We start from the raw sequence: 17,419 nt of genomic DNA on the forward strand, positions 1-17,419 counted from the left end.
GATCGACGGCGCTTTCGCGCAGTTCGCCCACTCACCGGGTCACCCTCTTTCATGGTCTGGCGCATGGTCGGCCACATATGCTTTGGCCCACCGGTAGTCGGGCTTGCCGCTCGGCGTCCGGGAAACCGTTTCGGTCACCCAGATCCGGCGCGGCAGTTTGTATCCGGCGAGGCGTTCGCGCACGTGCGCCTCCAGCGCCGCGAAGTCGATGGCGCCGTCGGCCGGGGACACCACGGCCGCCACCAGCTGACCCCACCGCTCGTGCGGCATCCCGACCACGACCGCGTCGTACACCGCCGGATGGGCCTTGAGCGTCGCCTCGACCTCCTCGGGAAAGACCTTCTCCCCGCCGGTGTTGACGACCATATTGCCGCGCCCGATCAGCGTGACCGACCCGTCGGCCTCGACCCGCGCCCGGTCGTCGGTGATCACCATCCGCGTCCCGTCGACCGTGCGGAACAGCTTCGCGGTCTTCACCGGATCCTTGTAGTACCCGATCGGCACATTGCCGGTCTTGGCCACCCAGCCCTCCCCGCCGGGCGCGACCGGCTGCCCGTCATCGTCGACCACCAGCGCGCCCCGGCCGGTGTTCACCCGCGGCGCGCGAGCCGGATCGTCGTCCTTCTGCGCGAATCCGATTCCGCCGAAACCGGTTTCGGACGACCCGATGGATTCGGTGACCAGCGTGCTCGGGAACAGTTCCAACAGCGCGTTCTTCACCGGCTGGGTCAGCTGCGCCGCCCCGGATCCGATGGAGACGAGCGAGGAGGCGTCCACGGGCGCGGCCCGATACGAGTCGACCAGCGGCCGCGCGATGGCGTCGCCGGTGACGACCAGGACGTGCGGCCGTTCCCGCGCCACCACCCGCCACACCTCGTCGGGATCGAAGCGCGGCTGGAACACCACCGCGTTGCCCGACCACAGCGCGGTGAAGGTGGGCATCATGGCGGCGGCGTGGATGAGCGGCGGCAGCACGAACCAGGTCATGGGGAACTCGTTCTGCGCCGCCATCCGGGACTGCTGGTACTCGTCGGCGACGGGTTCACCGGTGTAGAAGTCGATGCCGCCGCCGAGCACCCGCCACATGTCCTCCTGCCGCCAGATGACGCCCTTGGGCAGGCCGGTGGTGCCGCCGGTGTACATGATGAAGTGGTCGTCGGCGCTGCGCGGCCCGAAATCCCGGAGGTCGGAGGCGGATTCGAGCGCCTCCTCGTACGGCAGCGATCGGCTCGGCAGTCCCGTTCCCCCTTGGTCGTCCTCCACGACCAGGGTGTGCCGCAGCTTCGGCAGCTGATCCCGGATCTCCTCGATGAGCGGCGCGTAGCAGCGGTGGTGCACCGCCATCTCCAGGTCCGCGTTGTCGTAGACGTAGCGCAGTTCCTCGGCCCGGTACCGGTAGTTGATATTGACCGGCACCGCGCGAATCTTGTAGCAGCCCAGCAGGGTTTCCAGGCTCTCGATGCTGTTGTGCATGTGGAACCCGATGTGGGTGCCGGGCCCGGCGCCGGCCGCCGCCAGGTGGTGGGCGAGCCGGTTGGCGCGGGCGTCGAGCTGGGCGAAGGTGAGCCGTCGTGTCCCCTCGATCACGGCGGTCCGGTCCGGCACCGCGTCGGCCGAATGTTCGTAGAGGTCGGCGAAGTTGCACGCCATGGCCGTTTCTCCTGGTGTGTTCCGGCTACAGGACGGTGAGCGGCAGCGGTGTGCCCCGGTCGGTGAAGGTGAAGGCCGCCCCGGAGCTGAACCGGGTGATGGCGACTTCGTCGGCTTCCCGGAACGGCAGGTCGGCGCAACCGATTTCGAGGGTGAGCCCGCAGTCGGCGGCCTCGCGGACCCGGGCGTGGAAGCGCGGGTTCACCCCGCGCACCAGGGCGTCGAGCGGCTGGAGATGGTCGGGGTCGAGCAGGGCGGGCCAGGCGCCGTCGTCGATCGCGCCGCAGCCGCGGCCGATGCGCAGTTCGACCAGCTGCTCCCCGCCGGTGGTCTCGGCGGTGACGTCGACGTCGACATAGGCGGCCGGGTTCAGCGCCGGGTGCAGGCGCAGCACCTTGGCCAGCGCCGCCATATCGTCGCCGAGCCCGAGCGCGGTGCGGATGCGTTCGGCGGTGAGGCCCGCGATGCCGGTGAACTGCTTGCGCAGGATGTCCAGCGCCACTTCCGGTTTCGCGCGGCTCTCGACCGCGGTCCGATAGCCGAGGGTGAGCAGGTGGTGTTGCAGGCACACCTCGTCGGCGATCCGGATCAGCGCCGAACGCGAGAAGTCCTCGAACCGCAGGTCGCTCAGCAGCGGCCCCGCGTAGTCCGCCTGCCCGGGATCTTCCGGGTCGATGGGGTCGAGCACGGTGGCGGCGGCCTCCGACCCGGCCACCACCTGCGCGTCCTGGTGCGGGGTCGGCGGTTCGTGCGCGGGATCGATGGTGACGGTCCACGCGCACACCGGCTTTCGATTCGCCGGTTCGCGGGGCGGCCGGTGCACCGGCCGCACCTGGGCGTACGGATTGGTGGCGAGCGCGGTCGCGTCGAAGGTGGGGTCCTCGATGTCATGGCACATGGCCACCACGAATTCGGTACCCATCGGCTCGACATCGGCGAGCGCGCCGCAGTGGTCGAGATGGAATTCCCCGTGATCGTGGTCGATCACCTTGTAGCGGAAGTCCATGAACTGCGGTGGCGCGCCGATATCCAGCTGGAAGCCCTTGAAGATGGCGTCCACCCCGTCACTCGTGATGCCGAGCGCCCGCCGCATGCGCCGGGTGTAGACCGGGCTGGCCAGCTGCCATTCGTCGATGGCGACCGCGGTCATGCCCTCCCGGCCCAGCGCGCCGAGCACGTGCGCCATTCCGGACCGGTCGATGAGGTGCCCGCACAGCAGCAGTTCCGGAACCAGCAGGGCCAGTTCGGATCTGGTGAGTGATGCGTATCTGCTGGTCACCACAGGGGCACCGGCCCCGTCCCGACCGGGTACCAGCCGGGCAGCGGTTCGCCCGACATGGACCGTTCCATGCGCTTGCGCATGCCGGACGAGAGCGCGTTGTTCGAGATCATCTCCACGAACAGCGCGGTCACATTGCCGAAGTCGAAGAAGTCGCGCTGCCAGCTCCACTGGTAGTTCCCGGCGTAGCGGAACCAGCTGCCGCCGAGCCCTTCCGGGCTGTAGGGCCGCCCGTCGGCCCGCCGCTGATCGTTGACCTGCTTCCAGAAACCGATCACGCTGCCGGTGCGCTCGTCGACCACGAATTCCTGGTACGGATACGTCCAGCCCTCGAGCCCGAACATCTCCTGGCCGAGCGCGATATCGCGGATCTCGTCGCGCCCGACGGCCATGAATTCCTGCTGCGGACCGTAGTTCCAGCCGTAGGTGGCGTCGTCGGTGTAGAAGTGCTCGAGGGGTTTCCAGTCCCCGGCCGCCTCACACTGCTTGTTCTCGTCCACCCAACGGCGGATCATCTCGTCGAGTTCGTCGCGGGACCAGCTCACGGCTGTCTCCTTCATTCGACAGCGCTGTCGTCTACGAGCGACAGGGCCTGGGTCGGGCAGTAGCGGACGGCGGCGCGCGCCGCGTCCAGGTCGGCGCCGGGGTCGGTGCGCAGGATCCGCACCTGTCCCTGTTTGGGCACCTCGAAGAGGTCGGGGGCCTCGTCCTGGCAGACGGCGTGGCCCTGGCAGAGGTCGAGATCGACGACCAGGCGCATGATCAGGGTCCTTCCGGATTCGGTTCGCGCAGTGGCGCTTCCGGCTGGACCTCCACCAGCACCAGGTGCGCCCCGCGCGGGGTGGACACGACCGCGGACACGGCCGCCGCGAGATCGGCGGGCCGCAGGAACTGCGGGTGCCGGGCGAATCCCCATTTCACCCAGTTCTCCAGCAGCGGACCCACCACTTCCGGGGTGGCCTGCATGCCCATGCCGGTGAGGGTCTGGCCCGGCCGCACGATGGACGAGCGCACGCCGGTGCCCTCCAACTCCATGCGCAGCTGGGTGGCGAAGGCCTCGACGCCGGTCTTGGCGGCGTTGTAGGCGCCCGCGCCGGGCCGGGCCCGCACCGCGCAGTCGGAGCCGATGACCACGAAGTCGCCGCGCTGCCGCTCGATCATGCCGGGCAGCACCCGGTGCGCGAGGCGTTGCGCGCCGACCAGGTGCACCCGCACCTGGGATTCGAACAGGTCGGGATCCATCTCCCAGCCCTGCCCGAATTCGAGATCGCCCGCGCCGGAGACCAGGACCTCGGTGGGCCCGAGCGCCGCTTCGGCGGCGGTGACGAATTCGTGCACCGAGGCGGTGTCGCAGACGTCGAGCCGTCCGGCGAAGGCTTCCCCGCCCTCCGCGCGGATCTTCTCGGCGAGGGTCTCGCAGATCTCCACCCGGCGCGCACCCAGCGCGACCGGGTGTCCCAGCGCGGCAAGGGCTTCCGCGGTGGCGGCCCCGATTCCGGAGGATGCGCCCGCGACGATGGCGGGGCGGCGGGCGGGATGCGGTGCGAAGCGGGCCATTCAGCGAACCTCCACGGAGACGGGCAAGTGGGCGAAGCCGCGCACATTCACCGAATGCACGCGCTGGATACCGGTGTCGGCGATGCCGTACGAACGGACGCGAGCGGCGAACTCGCGCAGGACGATCGAGGCCTCCAGCCGCGCCAGGTGCGCGCCGAGGCAGAAGTGCACGCCGCGGCCGAAGCTGATCAGCCCGCCCTTGTCGCCGCGTTCGAGGTCGTAGCGGTCCGGGTCGTGGAAGACGGCGTCGTCGCGATTGGCGGATCCGATGAGCAGCAGCACCTTCGAGCCCGCGGGAATGGTCTGCCCGTAGTACTCGAGGTCCTCGGCGGCGGTGCGCGCCAGGATCTGGCTGGAGGCGTCGTAGCGCAGGGTCTCCTCGACCCAGTCGTCCACGAGTTCGGGGTGGGCGGCGGCCTTGGCGTACTGCTCGGGATTGCGGCCCGCCCAGTACAGGGCGTTGCCGAGCAGTTTGGTGGTGGTCTCGTTGCCGGCGACCACCATGAGGAACATGAAGCCGAGGATCTCCTCCTCGGTGAGCCGGTCCCCGTCGGCCTCGGCGTCGAGCAGGGCCGAGGTGAGGTCGTCGGCGCGTTTGCGCTTCCGTTCGGCGAGGATCTCGTTGTAGTAGCCCGCGAGTTTCATGGCCGCCTCCATGGCCGCGACCGGCACGTCCAGCACGCCCTCCTCACGATGCACCAGTAGGTCGGCCAGCCGCCGGAGTTCGGCGCGATCGGCCTCGGGCACCCCGAGCAGTTCGGAGATGACGTCCATCGGGACCTGGCCCGCGACCGCGTCGATCCAGTCGAAATCGCCACCGGCCAGCGCGGGTTCCAGGTAGCGCAGCGTGATCTCGCGGATCCGCCGGCCCATCTCGGTCACCCGCCGGGGTGTGAAGCCCTGGTAGACGAGCTTGCGCAGGCGCAGGTGCCGGGGGTCGTCCATGGCCAGGAAGGACATGGTTCGCCAGGCGTGCGGCCCCCAGGCGGCGGGATCGAGCGAGACCCCGTTGGCACTGGACAGGCGCACATTGTCCCGGAAGCCGGCCGCCACGTCCCCGTGCCGCGACAGCGCCCAGAAGTCCAGGTCGGGGTGGTGGTACACCGGGGCCTCGGTGCGCAACCGCTGGTACACGGGGTAGGGGTCCTCGTGGATGCGGTAGTCGTAGGGGTCGAACAGCAGCGGCTCCAGCGAGGCTGCGGTCATGGTGGGTCCACCTCGTATTCGATAACTCGTTCATCGGCTCTGACGAACGTTTTCCAGCAACGGAGACACGTAGCTGGACATGTGTCTGTACGGTACTAGCGACGGGATCACCTCACAACGGAATCCCGCGAAGAAAATCGGCCGGACCGCAGAAACTGAAACCTGTTCTTGCGCGTTTCCGAGCCGCGAACCTATAGTCCGTACACGTGTCCGGACAGCATGGGAGCTACCTATGAGCCCGAGCGATCTCGTCCCCGACGGCGGTTCGCACCTGCTGATCGGCGGCAAGTTGACGCCCGGCGGCGGCGGTGTGTTCACCACCGCCGACCCGGCCACCGGGGAACCCCTCGGCTACGCCGCCAATGCCGACTCCGCCGATATGGACGCGGCCATCGCCGCGGCCCGCACCGCCTTCGATACCACCGACTGGTCCCGCGATCCGGCTTTCCGCGCGGCCTGCCTCCGGCAACTGCGCGACGCCCTGCGCGGGCATATCGAGGAACTGCGCGAGATCACCATCGCCGAGGCGGGCGCGCCCCGCATGCTCACCAGCGGACCGCAGCTGGAGGGACCGGTCGGGGATCTCGGCTACTTCGCCGATCTGGCCGAGAACTACGCGTGGGAAACCGATCTCGGGGTCGCCGCGCCCATGGGGATCAAGAGCTCGCGCCGGCTGCGGCGCGAACCCATCGGCGTGGTCGGGGCCATCACACCCTGGAACTTCCCGCACCAGATCAACTTCGCGAAGCTGGGTCCGGCGCTGGCGGCCGGGAACACCGTGGTCCTCAAGCCCGCGCCCGACACCCCGTGGTGCGCGGCCGCCGTGGGCCGGATCATCGCCGAGGAGACCGACATTCCGGCCGGGGTGGTCAATATCGTCACCTCCGACGATCACGGCCTCGGCACGCAGCTGGTCACCGATCCGCGGGTGGACATGATCTCGTTCACCGGGTCCACCCGGACCGGCAGAGCCGTGATGACCGCCGCGGCGGCGTCGCTGAAGAAAGTGTTCCTGGAGCTGGGCGGCAAGTCGGCGTTCATCGTGCTCGACGACGCCGACATCGCGGCCGCCGCGAGCTATGCCGCGTTCGGCGTGTGCGTGCACGCGGGCCAGGGCTGTGCGATCAGCACCCGCCTGCTGGTGCCGCGCGAACTGCACGATCAGGCCGTCGAAGCGGCCGCACGCACCATGGGGGGTATCAAGCCGGGCGATCCGGCGAAACCCGGAACCGTGTGCGGCCCGGTCATTTCCGAACGGCAGCGAGCGCGGATCGAACGCTACCTCGACATCGCGCGCGCCGAGGGCGGCACCATCGTCACCGGCGGCAAGCGGCCCGACCGCGAGCGCGGCTGGTTCGTCGAGCCGACGCTGATCACCGGCCTGCCCAACAGTTCCACCGTGGCCCAGGAGGAGATCTTCGGGCCCGTTCTCACCGTCATCCCGCACGACGGTGACGCCGATGCCGTCCGCATCGCCAACGACTCCCCCTACGGCCTGTCCGGCACGGTGTGGGGCAGCGATCCCGAGCGGCTGCGCGAGGTCGTGAACGGCGTGCGCACCGGGACGCTCAGCGTCAACGGCGGCATCTGGTATTCGGCCGACGCGCCCTTCGGCGGGTACAAGCAGTCCGGCGTGGGCCGGGAAATGGGCGTCCTCGGATTCGAGGAATACACCGAGACCAAACTCATCGCGACCGGCGTCTGAGGAGTACCGACATGAGCCGATTCACCGACAGGTCGATCATCGTCACCGGCGCCGCGCGCGGCATCGGGGCGGCCTACGCGAAGGCGCTGGCCGCCGAGGGCGCGAAAGTCGTCGTCGCCGACCTGAACAGCGAACTGGGCGAGGCGACCGCCAAGGAGATCACCGCCGACGGCGGCGTCGCGGTCTTCGCGCCGGTCGACGTCGCCGATCCGGAATCCGCCAAGGCCCTGGCCGATTTCACCGTCGCCGAGTTCGGCGGCATCAACCACCTGGTCAACAATGCCGCCATCTACGGCGACATGAAACTGGACCTGCTGGTGTCCGTGCCGTGGGACTACTACAAGAAGTTCATGGCCGTGAACCTCGACGGCGCGTTGAACGTGACGCGCGCGGTCTACAAGCACATCGCCAAGGCGGGCGGCGGGTCCATCGTGAACCAGTCGTCCACCGCCGCCTGGACCTACTCCGGCTTCTACGGGCTGGCCAAGGCCGGGATCAACAGCCTCACCCAGCAGCTGGCACATGAGCTGGGGCACTCCAAGATCCGGGTGAACGCCATCGCGCCGGGACCCACCGACACCGAGGCCACCCGCAGCATCGTGCCCGAGCAGTTCGTGGATCAGCTGGTGAAGCAGATGGCGCTCAAGCGGCTCGGCACCACCGAGGACATGGTCGGGGCCTGCCTGTACCTGCTGTCCGACGACGCGGGCTGGGTCACCGGTCAGGTGCTGAATGTCGATGGCGGGCAGGTGTTCCGGCCATGAGCGAGGACATCTCGGTCGGGTTCATCGGACTCGGCAATATGGGTGCGCCGATGGCGCAACGCCTGGTCGAATGGCCGGGCGGGCTCGTGGTCTGCGATATGCGGGCCGACGCGCTGCAACCCTTCACCGATGCGGGGGCGACCGCCGCCGCGACCGCCGCGGAGGTGGCCGAACGGTGCCGGGTCATCTCGGTCGTCGTCCTCGACGACGCGCAGGTGCGCACCGTGGTGACCGGCCCGGACGGTCTGCTCCAGACCGCGAAGCCCGGCACCGTGATCGCGGTGCACTCCACCATCTCCGACCGGACCGCCGTGGAACTCGGTGCCGAATGCGCCTCGCACGGTGTCGAATTCGTGGACGCGCCGATCAGCGGCGGAGCGCCCGCCGCGCAGCAGGGCGCGCTCGCGGTCATGGTGGGCGGCAGTCCCGCCGCCTTCGAGGCGGTGCGCGAGCCGTTCGGGCGGTTCGGATCGCTGGTCATCCACGCCGGCGAGGTCGGCGCGGGCACGCGAATGAAGCTGGCGCGCAACCTGCTCCACTTCGTCGCCTTCACCGCGGCGGCGGAGTCGCAGCGGCTGGCCGAGGCCGCCGGGCTCGACATCACCGCCCTCGGCAAGGTCGTCCGGCATTCCGACTCGCACACCGGCGGGCCGGGCGCGATCATGCTGCGCAAGACCACCGCGCCGGTCGAGGCGGACGACTTCTGGTTCCCCATCCTCGGCCACGTGCGTGATCTCGGTGAGAAGGATCTGTCCTTGGCGCTGGATCTGGCGGGCCGGTTGGATCTCGACCTACCGCTGGCGCGCAAGGCATTGCACAACCTGGGTGACGGGCTCGGCGTAGGGCCCGGATCGATCGCTAAGGAGCAGTCATGAGTGACGAGCAGCCCTCGGAGCAGCGGCAGCGCGGCCTGAAGAAGATGTCGGAGGTGTACGGCTTCGAGCTGCCGAACTTCACCGGCGACCCGTTCTTCGAGGTCACCGCGGATCACCTGTTCGCCGACATCTGGAACCGGCCCGGCCTGTCCATGCGCGACCGGCGCCTGCTGTTGCTCGGCGCGATCACCGCGCTCGGGCATTCGGACATTCTCGACATCCAGGTGGGCGCGGCCCTGCGCAACGGCGAGCTCGACGCCGAGCAGCTGCGCGAGATCACGGTGTTCCTGGCCCACTACGTGGGCTGGCCCAGCGCCACCAAACTCGACGGCGCCGTTCGCAAGACGCTCGCCAAGGACAAGAAGAAGTAATCCCTACCCGCAGTGAGGAATTCAGAGAACATGGCGGAAATCGCTAGCGTCCGGCCACTCCTGGCCAGCGAGGTCGAGACCTGGGACCACCAGGCCGACGTCGTGGTCGTCGGCTTCGGCATCGCGGGGGTGTGCGCCTCCCTGGAGGCCGCCCGCTCCGGGGCCGACGTGCTGGTGCTGGAACGCACCGGCGGCTGGGGCGGAGCGGCCGCCATGTCCGGCGGCTTCATCTATCTCGGCGGCGGCACGGCGCTCCAGCGGAAGCTGGGCTTCGAGGACACCGCCGAGAACATGGAGGCGTTCCTCACCGCGGCCCTGGGCCCCGGCGTCGACAAGGCCAAGATCCACGACTACTGCCAGGGCAGCGTCGAGCACTTCGATTGGCTTGTCGCGCAGGGTGTCCCGTTCAACGAGGTGTTCTGGGGCGAACCCGGCTACGAACCGCCCGCCGACGAGGGCCTGATGTTCTCCGGCGGCGAGAACGCCGCCCCCTTCAAGGACAAGATCCCGCCCGCCCCGCGCGGTCACCTGGCCTGGACCAAGGACAAGAAGCTGGGTGAGAAGGGCGGCGGCTACATGCTGATGGAGCCGCTCGCCCAGCAGGCCGACGAGCTCGGCGTGCGGCACGAATACGACGTGCGCATGCGGCGGCTCATCGTGGACGAGACCGGCCGCGTGGTCGGCGTGGCCGCCACCCGCTACGGCAAGCCGGTGCACGTGCGCGCCGAGCGCGGCGTGGTGCTGGCCACCGGCAGCTTCGCCTACAACCACGAGATGGTGGAACAGTTCGCGCCCAAGATCGCCGGTCGCCCGGCCGCCACGGTCGAGGAGCACGACGGCATCGGCATCCGGGTCGCGCAGGCGCTCGGCGCGGACCTCGCCCACATGGACGCCACCGAGGTGGCCCTGGTGGTGGACCCGCAGCTGGTGGCGCGCGGCATCCTGGTGAACGGGCACGGGCAGCGGTTCATCACCGAGGACACCTACCCCGGGCGCATGGGTCAGGCCGTGCTGCAGGATCAGGACAACAAGGCGTACCTGGTGATCGACGAGCTCGCGCTGGAGGAGGCCATGGAGACCAAGTCGTCCATGTCGTTCCTGCGCATCGCGCCGACCTGGGTCGCGGAGACCGTGGCGGAGCTGGAAGGCGAGATGGGGCTGCCGGAGCACACCCTCCAGTCGACCATCGACCTCTACAACCACCACGCGGCGCAGGGCAACGACCCGTTCCTGAACAAGAAGACCGAATGGGTCAAGCCCATCCGGACGCCGCTGGGCGCCTACGACCTGCGCGGCTACACCGGCGGTTTCACCCTCGGCGGCCTGCGCACCGATCTGGACTCGCGGGTCCTGCACGTCTCCGGCGAACCGATCCCCGGCCTGTACGCCGCGGGTCGCGTCACCTCCGGCATCTGCGCCGGCGGATACGCCTCCGGTTGTTCCCTCGGCGACGGCAGTTTCTTCGGCCGCCGCGCCGGCGTCTCCGCTGCGAAGCAGCTCTGAAAGGACCTCTCCCCCATGCGTTTCGGCATCGTTCTCTTCACCAGCGACCGCGGCATCACGCCCGCGGCCGCCGCCAAGGCCGCCGAGGACCGCGGCTTCGATTCGTTCTACGTGCCCGAGCACACCCACATCCCGATCCGGCGCGACGCCGCCCACCCGCACACGGGCACCAGCGAACTGCCCGACGACCGCTACACCCGCACCCTCGACCCGTGGGTCGCGCTGGGCACCGCGGCGGCCGTTACCTCCCGCATCGAGTTGTCCACCGCGGTGGCTTTGCCCACCGAGAGCGACCCGATCACCCTCGCCAAGACCATCGCCACCCTGGACCACCTCTCCGGCGGCCGGGTCACCATCGGCGCCGGATTCGGCTGGAACACCGACGAACTCACCGATCACGGCGTCCCCGGCAACAAGCGCCGCACCGTGCTGCGCGAGTACATGGAGGCGATGCGGACGCTCTGGACCGAGGAAGAGGCCTCCTACAGCGGCGATTTCATCTCCTTCGGCCCCAGCTGGGCCTGGCCCAAGCCGGTCCAGTCGCACATTCCGCTGCTGATCGGCGCGGGCGGCACCGAGAAGACCTTCAAGTGGATCGCCCGCTCCGGCGACGGCTGGATCACCACGCCCTACGAGTCCGACATCTCCGCCTCCACCGCCCTGCTGCTGAAGCACTGGCAGGAGGCCGGCCGCGAGGGCGCCCCGCGGGTGGTGGCGCTGGCCGGCAAGCCGAACGCCGAACAGCTCTCGGCCTGGGCCGAGGCCGGGGTCACCGACGCCGTCTACGGTCTGCCCGACAAGTCCGAGGACGAGGTCCTCGCCTACCTGGACCGGCTGGCCGCCAAGCTCGCCCCGCTGGGTCTCGACGCCCCGTCCGCCTGACGGATCGGCCGCCATGGCCGATTCACCTGCGGATTCGCTACGGCGGCAGGAATCGTACGCTCGAGCCGTGTTCGAACCCCTGCCGCCGATGCCCGGCCTGCCCGACCCGACCGCGGTGTTCATCACGCACGAGGACACCGCGCGGGCGCTGGCCGAGTCGGCGCTGGCCTGGGTGCGAGGGCATTCCCGGCGACGACGACGCAATGCGCTGCGCTGGGTGATCACGGCGATCGTGCTGTACTCGCTGTGGTCGCTCGGCGGCCTGCTGATCGGGCTGGCGATCTGCGCGGCGCTGGTCGGGATGTACCGGCGGCGCTGGAATTCCGATCCCACCCGGACAGCGGCCCTGTTCTCGGCCATGGCCGCGCCGGGCACGGTGATGGCGACCCGGTTCGGCCCGGCCGCGTTCGACATCCAGGTGGGCGCGGACACCCACCGCCGGATCCGCTACGACAGCATCCGCGACCTGGAGGTGACGCCCGCGGCGATCGCCTTCGGCGAGGGTCCGCAGTACCACACCTATCCACGAGAACTGTTCCCCGACAGCGCACTCGAACTGATGACGGCGGACACCCCGGCGACCGAACCGCCGAGTCCGATTCCGCCGCTGGCCGATCCGTCGGCCGTGTACGTCGTGCAACCGGGCGCCACGAGCCGGCTGGTTCGGGTTCCGGCGCACCGATTCCGGGTGCGGCGGGCGATCATCTTCGCCCTGCTCTCGTCGATCTACCTGATCACGCTGTATCTGCTCCGCGGGTCGGGACCGGTTACGCTCGCGACCGCGGGCATCCTGCTGCTGGCCGTCGTGTTCTCCCTGACCTACACCGCGGACCGGAATCGGCGGGAAAGGGAAATGGCGCACCAATTCCCGCCGGGCACGGGCTTCGCGGCGCGCTTCGGGCCCGACGCGGCCGATATTCACCTGGGCAGCCGCCGCACCCGCATCCGGTACGAATGGATCAACGAGGTGCGCATCGAGGACGGCGTGATCGAACTGCGGGGCCTGGACGGCGGGGCGTACCCGCGGGAATTGTTCCCCGACTTCGCGATCGCCTACATTCGCGCGCTGAATGCCGAAGTGGCGGCGAGCCGCTAGTTGCAGGCGGCGATGCGCTGCAGGACGCGCAGAGTTCCGGCGGCGGCGAGGGTGCGGAACTTGCCGGTGGCCTCGACACGGCGGTAGAGCTCGTCCGCGGCGCGCAGTGCCAGCAGGCCGCCGCCCGCCACCCAGTGGGACCAGTCGTCGTAGGCGCGGTCGGCGGTGACGGAGTCGGTGATCAGCAGCAGGCGCAGCGGGGTGCGCCATTCCCGGACCGCGGCGGCGTAGGCGTCGGCGGCGGCGGGCGCCGTGGTGATCTCCAGGATCGCGCCCTTGCTCGCATAGGTGCGGGCGGCCTCGGACAATGCCCGGGCTTCGTCCGGGGGCAGCGTGGCGGCTATTTGCTCGATGAGTGCGGGCAATTCACGCGGGGTGGCGGAGAGCGCGGCGGGGAGCATTCGAAAGCCTTTCCGGTGCGGTCTCATTCATACCGATCACGCATACCGCGAGTTGCTCGGCGGGCCGAGTCATAGTAGCATCCGGACACGTGTCTGATCCCCTTTCCGACCGCTCAGCGGTGAGCATGGAGGCCACCCGCCGGCGGCTCACCGAGAAGCAGGCCGACACCGTGGACAAGCTCACCCGGGCGGCCATGGACGTCCTGTCCCGGGAGGGGTTCGCGGGGCTCACCGTGCGCATGGTCGCGGCTCAGGCCGGGGTCGGCACAGCCACCGCGTACACGTATTTCTCGTCGAAGGAACACCTGGTCGCGGAGATGTTCTGGCGGCGACTCGCCGCCACGGACGCACCCGCCGGGGAGGGCATCGACTCCACCACCCGGGTGTTGGCGGTGCTGCGCCAGATCGCCATGCTGATGGCCGACGAGCCCACGCTCGCGGGCGCGGTGACGGCCGCGCTGCTGGGCGTCGATCCGGATGTGGCGCATCTGCGGCTGCGGATCGGCGGTGAGATCCGGCGGCGGTTGATCGACGCGCTGGGCTCCGACTCCGATCCCGAACTCATCGAGACGCTCGAAATGATCTACGCGGGCGCGCTGGTACGCGCGGGCATGGGTTACGCGTCCTACGCCGAAATTGCCGAGCGCATGGAGAAATCCGCGCTGCGCATCCTGCGGCCCTGAAATAACCATTCCGATTTCGTGCGGGAATCCGCGGGATCCCTTGCCGTGCAATCTCTTCCGTAGTACCGTCTGGACAGGTGTCTACCCGGGAGGTCACAGATGACCCTGGTCAAACCGCGCGCGGTATCCGGTGGCGAGCACGAGCACGGCCACTTGGAGGAATTCCGCACCGATCCCATCGCCCTCATGGCTCGGGTTCGGCAGGAATGCGGTGATATCGGCTCGTTCCGATTGGCGGATCGCGATGTCATCCTGCTGACCGGCGCGCAGGCCAACGAGTTCTTCTTCCGCGCCGGCGACGATGAACTCGACCAAGCCGCGGCGTATCCGTTCATGAAGCCGATCTTCGGCGAGGGCGTGGTCTTCGACGCCCCGCCCGAGCGGCGCAAGGAAATGCTGCACAACACCGCCCTGCGCGCCGAGCAGATGCGCGGCCACGCCACCACCATCGCCCGCGAGGTGGAGCGCATGCTGGCCCGCTGGGGCGACGAGGGCGAGATCGACCTGCTCGAATTCTTCGCCGAACTCACCATCTACACGTCCTCGGCCTGCCTGATCGGGACCAAGTTCCGCGAGGAGCTCGACGACCGCTTCGCGCACCTCTACCACGAGCTCGAGCGCGGCACCGACGCCTACTGCTACGTCGACCCGTACGCCGATATCGAGAGCTTCCGCCGCCGCGACGACGCCCGCCACCAGCTCGTGAAGCTGGTGCGCCACATCATGGCCGGGCGGATGGCGAATCCGCCGACCGGCAAGGACGATCGGGACATGCTCGACGTGCTGGTATCGGTGCGCGACGAAAACGGGCAGCCCCGCTTCTCTGCCAGCGAGGTCACCGGCATCTTCATCTCCATGATGTTCGCCGGGCACCACACCACCTCGGGCACGGCCGCCTGGACCATCATCGAACTGCTCCGGCATCCGGAGGTGCTCGGCCAGGTGGTCGCCGAACTGGACACCCTCTACGCCGATGGCGCGGACGTGAGTTTCCATGCGCTGCGCCAGATTCCGAATCTGGAGGCGGTGCTGAAGGAGGCGCTGCGGCTGCACCCGCCGCTCATCATCCTGATGCGGGTGGCGCGCGAGGAGTTCGAGGTGTGCGGCCACCGCATCGATCCCGGCGACCTGGTGGCGGCGAGTCCCGCTGTCTCCAACCGGATTCCGGAGGCGTTCCCGGACCCGGAGCACTTCGATCCGGGCCGCTACCTGGACCCGAATCAGGAGGATCTGGCCAACCGCTGGAACTGGATTCCGTTCGGCGCGGGCCGGCACCGCTGTGTGGGCGCGGCGTTCGCGCTCATGCAGCTGAAGGCGATCTTCTCGATCCTGTTGCGGGACTGGGAGTTCGAACTGGCGCAGCCGTCCGACAGCTACCGCAACGACCACTCCAAGATGGTGGTCCAGCTGGAACAGCCGTGCGCGGTCCGCTACCGCCGCCGCACCCGGCCGTCCCAGGACTGATCAGAGCTCTGCCGCGGAGCGGATCAGAGCGCGGCCTCGATCGCGGCGACGATCGCCGCGTCCTTGGGCTCGGTGCGCGGGCGGAAACGGCCCAGCACCGAGCCGTCCCGGCCGATCAGGAACTTCTCGAAGTTCCACTGGATGTCACCGGCCACGCCCTCGGCGTCGGCGACCTGGGTCAGCTCCTGGTACAGCGGGATGCGGCCGTCGCCGTTCACGTCGCTCTTCTCCAGCAGCGGGAAGTCCACGCCGTAGGTCGCCGAGCAGAACTCGGCGATCTCCTCGGCGGTGCCCGGCTCCTGGCCCATGAACTGGTTGCACGGCACGCCGACCACGGTGAACCCGCGCGACCCGTAGGTCTGCTGGAGTTCGACCAGGCCCGAGTACTGCGGGGTGAGCCCGCACTTGGAGGCGACATTGACCAGCAGCACGATCTGGTCGTCGGCCAGCTCGGCCAGCGAGGTGGGCTTGTCGGTCAGGGTGCGCAGCGGAATCTCGCGAAGATTGGTCACAAGGCCGAATTCTAGAACGGGTTCGACGGGGTCACCGGTTCAGGAGTAGCGAACCTGCCAATGCTTGATGCCATTGATCCAGCCCGAACGCAGCCGCTGCGGCGGTGCTACCTCGCGGATTTCCGGCATGGCGTCGGCGATGGCATTGAACATCAGGTCGATCTCCAGCCGCGCCAGATTCGCGCCGACGCAGAAATGGGTGCCGGTGCCGCCGAACCCGACGTGCGGATTGGGATCGCGCAGCACATCGAATTCGAAGGGGCGGTCGAAGACCTCCTCGTCGAAGTTGGCGGAACTGTAGAACAATCCGACGCGCTGGCCTTCGCGGATCTTCTGCCCGCCGAGTTCGGTGTCCTGGGTGGCGGTCCGCTGGAACGCGGTCACCGGCGTCGCCCAGCGCACGATCTCGTCGGGCGCGGTGTGCGGGCGGCGCTCGCGGTAGAGCTCCCACTGATCGGGGTTGTCGACGAAGGCCTTCATGCCGTGCGCGATGGCATTGCGGGTGGTCTCGTTGCCGGCCACCGACAGCAGGATGACGAAGAATCCGAATTCGTCGGAGCCCAGCGCCTCGCCGTCGACATCGGCGGTCACCAGCTGGCTGACGATATCGCCGACCGGACAGGCCCGGCGCTGTTCGGCCATGTTGTAGGCGTAGCCGAGCAATTCGGCATTGGCGGCCATGTTCTGGCCGGCGAATTCCGGATCGTCGTAGTTCATCAGCTGGTTGGACCAGTGGAACAGCTTGTATCGATCGTCCTGCGGCACCCCGAGCAGTTCGGCGATGGCCTGCAGCGGGAGTTCACACGCCACCTGCTCGATGAAATCGCCGCCGCCGGCCGATTTCGCCTCCCGCACGATCTTTTCCGCGCGTTCGGTGAGCGCGGCCCGCAAGCCCTCCACGGCACGCGGGGTGAAGCCCTTGGACACGATGCGCCGAATCTTGGTGTGTTTCGGCGGATCCATGTTCACCAGCAGTGCTTCGCGGCCGAGTTCGAGCTGTTCGGGCTCGGAGTCGGCGGGCATCCGGATGATCGAGCCCTTGAGGTTGGAGGACCAGAGTTCGGGCCGCCGGGAGATCTCCTTGACGTCCTCGTGGCGGGTGATCACCCAGTACCCGTCGTCGTCCATGGGCGCGGCCTGCGCGGGCGTCTGCGCGTTCCACCAGACGGGTGCGGTGCGCCGCAGCAGAGCGAATTCCTCGACCGGACTACGGTCGGCCCAGAGCGCGGGATCGGTGAAGTCGAAGCCGACGGGCAGTGACGGAACAGACACTGTTCCTCCTCGGGCAAGGTGCCGCTAAGATCACGAAATTGGAACGTGTTTCACAGGAATTCAACCATGCCGACCGGCCAGAAGGCAGCGTTTCCAGCCTCCAAACCGAAGTCGATCTCGAGACTGGACAGCCCATCCGGGGTGTCGGCAGACTAGAACCTGTTCTACAGTGATGCCAGGCACACTCGAAGATGAGGTA

The 17,419-nt window shown here is 68.8% G+C and carries 18 protein-coding genes; 9 read left to right on the plus strand and 9 right to left on the minus strand.

Annotated elements, in window-relative coordinates; all coding sequences use genetic code 11:
- Positions 1 to 39 precede the first annotated feature (39 nt).
- Genes ABZ382_RS13020 through ABZ382_RS13045 form a run of 6 tightly spaced genes read right to left on the minus strand, consistent with a single transcriptional unit; the run spans position 40 to position 5,692 of the window.
- Positions 40 to 1,650: an acyl-CoA synthetase gene (locus ABZ382_RS13020; RefSeq protein ID WP_357087720.1), complete on the minus strand. Its 1,611-nt coding sequence runs from the start codon at positions 1,648 to 1,650 to the stop codon at positions 40 to 42.
- Positions 1,651 to 1,675: 25 nt separating this feature from the next.
- Positions 1,676 to 2,932 (minus strand): hypothetical protein, encoded by a 1,257-nt coding sequence (locus ABZ382_RS13025; RefSeq protein WP_357087723.1) that lies wholly within the window; start codon positions 2,930 to 2,932, stop codon positions 1,676 to 1,678.
- Positions 2,926 to 3,489, minus strand: coding sequence for a nuclear transport factor 2 family protein (locus ABZ382_RS13030; protein ID WP_357087726.1), 564 nt, complete (start codon positions 3,487 to 3,489; stop codon positions 2,926 to 2,928). Before ABZ382_RS13030 ends, ABZ382_RS13025 begins: the two co-directional genes overlap by 7 nt.
- The gene (locus ABZ382_RS13035) at positions 3,486 to 3,689 is read right to left on the minus strand and encodes a ferredoxin (RefSeq protein WP_357087729.1); all 204 of its coding nucleotides are present in this window, start codon (positions 3,687 to 3,689) and stop codon (positions 3,486 to 3,488) included. The genes ABZ382_RS13030 and ABZ382_RS13035 overlap by 4 nt, the downstream gene beginning before the upstream one ends.
- Positions 3,690 to 3,691: 2 nt before the next feature.
- A complete protein-coding gene (locus ABZ382_RS13040; RefSeq protein WP_357087731.1) occupies positions 3,692 to 4,486 on the minus strand; it encodes an SDR family oxidoreductase in 795 nt (264 codons plus the stop codon).
- Entirely contained in the window at positions 4,487 to 5,692 is a 1,206-nt protein-coding gene (locus tag ABZ382_RS13045; RefSeq protein ID WP_357087734.1) for a cytochrome P450, read from the minus strand.
- Positions 5,693 to 5,924: 232 nt separating this feature from the next.
- Here ABZ382_RS13045 and ABZ382_RS13050 point away from each other — a divergent pair, with 232 nt between their 5' ends.
- The 7 genes from ABZ382_RS13050 to ABZ382_RS13080 all read left to right on the plus strand — a co-directional run bounded on the left by ABZ382_RS13050 (position 5,925) and on the right by ABZ382_RS13080 (position 12,888).
- A complete protein-coding gene (locus ABZ382_RS13050) occupies positions 5,925 to 7,397 on the plus strand; it encodes an aldehyde dehydrogenase (RefSeq protein ID WP_357087737.1) in 1,473 nt (490 codons plus the stop codon).
- 11 nt (positions 7,398 to 7,408) lie between these two features.
- Positions 7,409 to 8,161 (plus strand): SDR family oxidoreductase, encoded by a 753-nt coding sequence (locus ABZ382_RS13055; protein ID WP_357087740.1) that lies wholly within the window; start codon positions 7,409 to 7,411, stop codon positions 8,159 to 8,161.
- Positions 8,158 to 9,036, plus strand: coding sequence for an NAD(P)-dependent oxidoreductase (locus tag ABZ382_RS13060; protein ID WP_357087742.1), 879 nt, complete (start codon positions 8,158 to 8,160; stop codon positions 9,034 to 9,036). The genes ABZ382_RS13055 and ABZ382_RS13060 overlap by 4 nt, the downstream gene beginning before the upstream one ends.
- Complete coding sequence (locus ABZ382_RS13065) at positions 9,033 to 9,407, plus strand: carboxymuconolactone decarboxylase family protein (RefSeq protein ID WP_357087745.1); 375 nt, start codon at positions 9,033 to 9,035, stop codon at positions 9,405 to 9,407. The genes ABZ382_RS13060 and ABZ382_RS13065 overlap by 4 nt, the downstream gene beginning before the upstream one ends.
- A 30-nt stretch (positions 9,408 to 9,437) precedes the next feature.
- A complete protein-coding gene (locus ABZ382_RS13070; protein ID WP_357087748.1) occupies positions 9,438 to 10,910 on the plus strand; it encodes an FAD-dependent oxidoreductase in 1,473 nt (490 codons plus the stop codon).
- 15 nt (positions 10,911 to 10,925) lie between these two features.
- Positions 10,926 to 11,792, plus strand: coding sequence for an LLM class F420-dependent oxidoreductase (locus ABZ382_RS13075; protein WP_357087751.1), 867 nt, complete (start codon positions 10,926 to 10,928; stop codon positions 11,790 to 11,792).
- 67 nt (positions 11,793 to 11,859) lie between these two features.
- Positions 11,860 to 12,888 carry a hypothetical protein gene (locus tag ABZ382_RS13080; protein WP_357087754.1) on the plus strand — a complete coding sequence of 343 codons (1,029 nt, stop codon included), beginning with the start codon at positions 11,860 to 11,862 and terminating at the stop codon, positions 12,886 to 12,888.
- Here ABZ382_RS13080 and ABZ382_RS13085 read toward each other — a convergent pair.
- A complete protein-coding gene (locus tag ABZ382_RS13085; protein WP_357087756.1) occupies positions 12,885 to 13,289 on the minus strand; it encodes a hypothetical protein in 405 nt (134 codons plus the stop codon). The genes ABZ382_RS13080 and ABZ382_RS13085 overlap by 4 nt on opposite strands.
- 119 nt (positions 13,290 to 13,408) lie before the next feature.
- On the opposite strand from ABZ382_RS13085, the gene ABZ382_RS13090 reads away from it, so the two are divergent.
- Positions 13,409 to 13,972, plus strand: a complete 564-nt coding sequence (locus ABZ382_RS13090) for a helix-turn-helix domain-containing protein (protein ID WP_357088732.1) — start codon at positions 13,409 to 13,411, stop codon at positions 13,970 to 13,972.
- Between the two features lie 99 nt (positions 13,973 to 14,071).
- The gene (locus tag ABZ382_RS13095; protein WP_357087759.1) at positions 14,072 to 15,436 is read left to right on the plus strand and encodes a cytochrome P450; all 1,365 of its coding nucleotides are present in this window, start codon (positions 14,072 to 14,074) and stop codon (positions 15,434 to 15,436) included.
- Positions 15,437 to 15,459: 23 nt separating this feature from the next.
- Here the strand turns inward: ABZ382_RS13095 and ABZ382_RS13100 are convergent, their stop codons facing one another.
- Together ABZ382_RS13100 and ABZ382_RS13105 are read right to left on the minus strand one after the other, a co-directional pair.
- Entirely contained in the window at positions 15,460 to 15,924 is a 465-nt protein-coding gene (locus ABZ382_RS13100) for a glutathione peroxidase (protein WP_357088735.1), read from the minus strand.
- Between the two features lie 63 nt (positions 15,925 to 15,987).
- Positions 15,988 to 17,220, minus strand: coding sequence for a cytochrome P450 (locus ABZ382_RS13105; protein ID WP_357087762.1), 1,233 nt, complete (start codon positions 17,218 to 17,220; stop codon positions 15,988 to 15,990).
- Positions 17,221 to 17,419: the final 199 nt, after the last annotated feature.

It is taken from the genome of Nocardia sp. NPDC005825 (assembly GCF_040630175.1).
In the GTDB taxonomy this organism is placed as follows: Bacteria; Actinomycetota; Actinomycetes; order Mycobacteriales; family Mycobacteriaceae; genus Nocardia.

Excerpts from the sequence above, each read along its gene's own strand:
- ABZ382_RS13020 (WP_357087720.1), bottom strand. The coding sequence starts at position 1,650 with ATGGCGTGCAACTTCGCCGACCTCTACGAACATTCGGCCGACGCGGTG.
- ABZ382_RS13030 (WP_357087726.1), bottom strand. The coding sequence starts at position 3,489 with ATGAAGGAGACAGCCGTGAGCTGGTCCCGCGACGAACTCGACGAGATG.
- ABZ382_RS13035 (WP_357087729.1), bottom strand. The coding sequence starts at position 3,689 with ATGCGCCTGGTCGTCGATCTCGACCTCTGCCAGGGCCACGCCGTCTGC.
- ABZ382_RS13040 (WP_357087731.1), bottom strand. The coding sequence starts at position 4,486 with ATGGCCCGCTTCGCACCGCATCCCGCCCGCCGCCCCGCCATCGTCGCG.
- ABZ382_RS13045 (WP_357087734.1), bottom strand. The coding sequence starts at position 5,692 with ATGACCGCAGCCTCGCTGGAGCCGCTGCTGTTCGACCCCTACGACTAC.
- ABZ382_RS13050 (WP_357087737.1), top strand. The coding sequence starts at position 5,925 with ATGAGCCCGAGCGATCTCGTCCCCGACGGCGGTTCGCACCTGCTGATC.
- ABZ382_RS13055 (WP_357087740.1), top strand. The coding sequence starts at position 7,409 with ATGAGCCGATTCACCGACAGGTCGATCATCGTCACCGGCGCCGCGCGC.
- ABZ382_RS13060 (WP_357087742.1), top strand. The coding sequence starts at position 8,158 with ATGAGCGAGGACATCTCGGTCGGGTTCATCGGACTCGGCAATATGGGT.
- ABZ382_RS13065 (WP_357087745.1), top strand. The coding sequence starts at position 9,033 with ATGAGTGACGAGCAGCCCTCGGAGCAGCGGCAGCGCGGCCTGAAGAAG.
- ABZ382_RS13070 (WP_357087748.1), top strand. The coding sequence starts at position 9,438 with ATGGCGGAAATCGCTAGCGTCCGGCCACTCCTGGCCAGCGAGGTCGAG.
- ABZ382_RS13075 (WP_357087751.1), top strand. The coding sequence starts at position 10,926 with ATGCGTTTCGGCATCGTTCTCTTCACCAGCGACCGCGGCATCACGCCC.
- ABZ382_RS13085 (WP_357087756.1), bottom strand. The coding sequence starts at position 13,289 with ATGCTCCCCGCCGCGCTCTCCGCCACCCCGCGTGAATTGCCCGCACTC.
- ABZ382_RS13095 (WP_357087759.1), top strand. The coding sequence starts at position 14,072 with ATGACCCTGGTCAAACCGCGCGCGGTATCCGGTGGCGAGCACGAGCAC.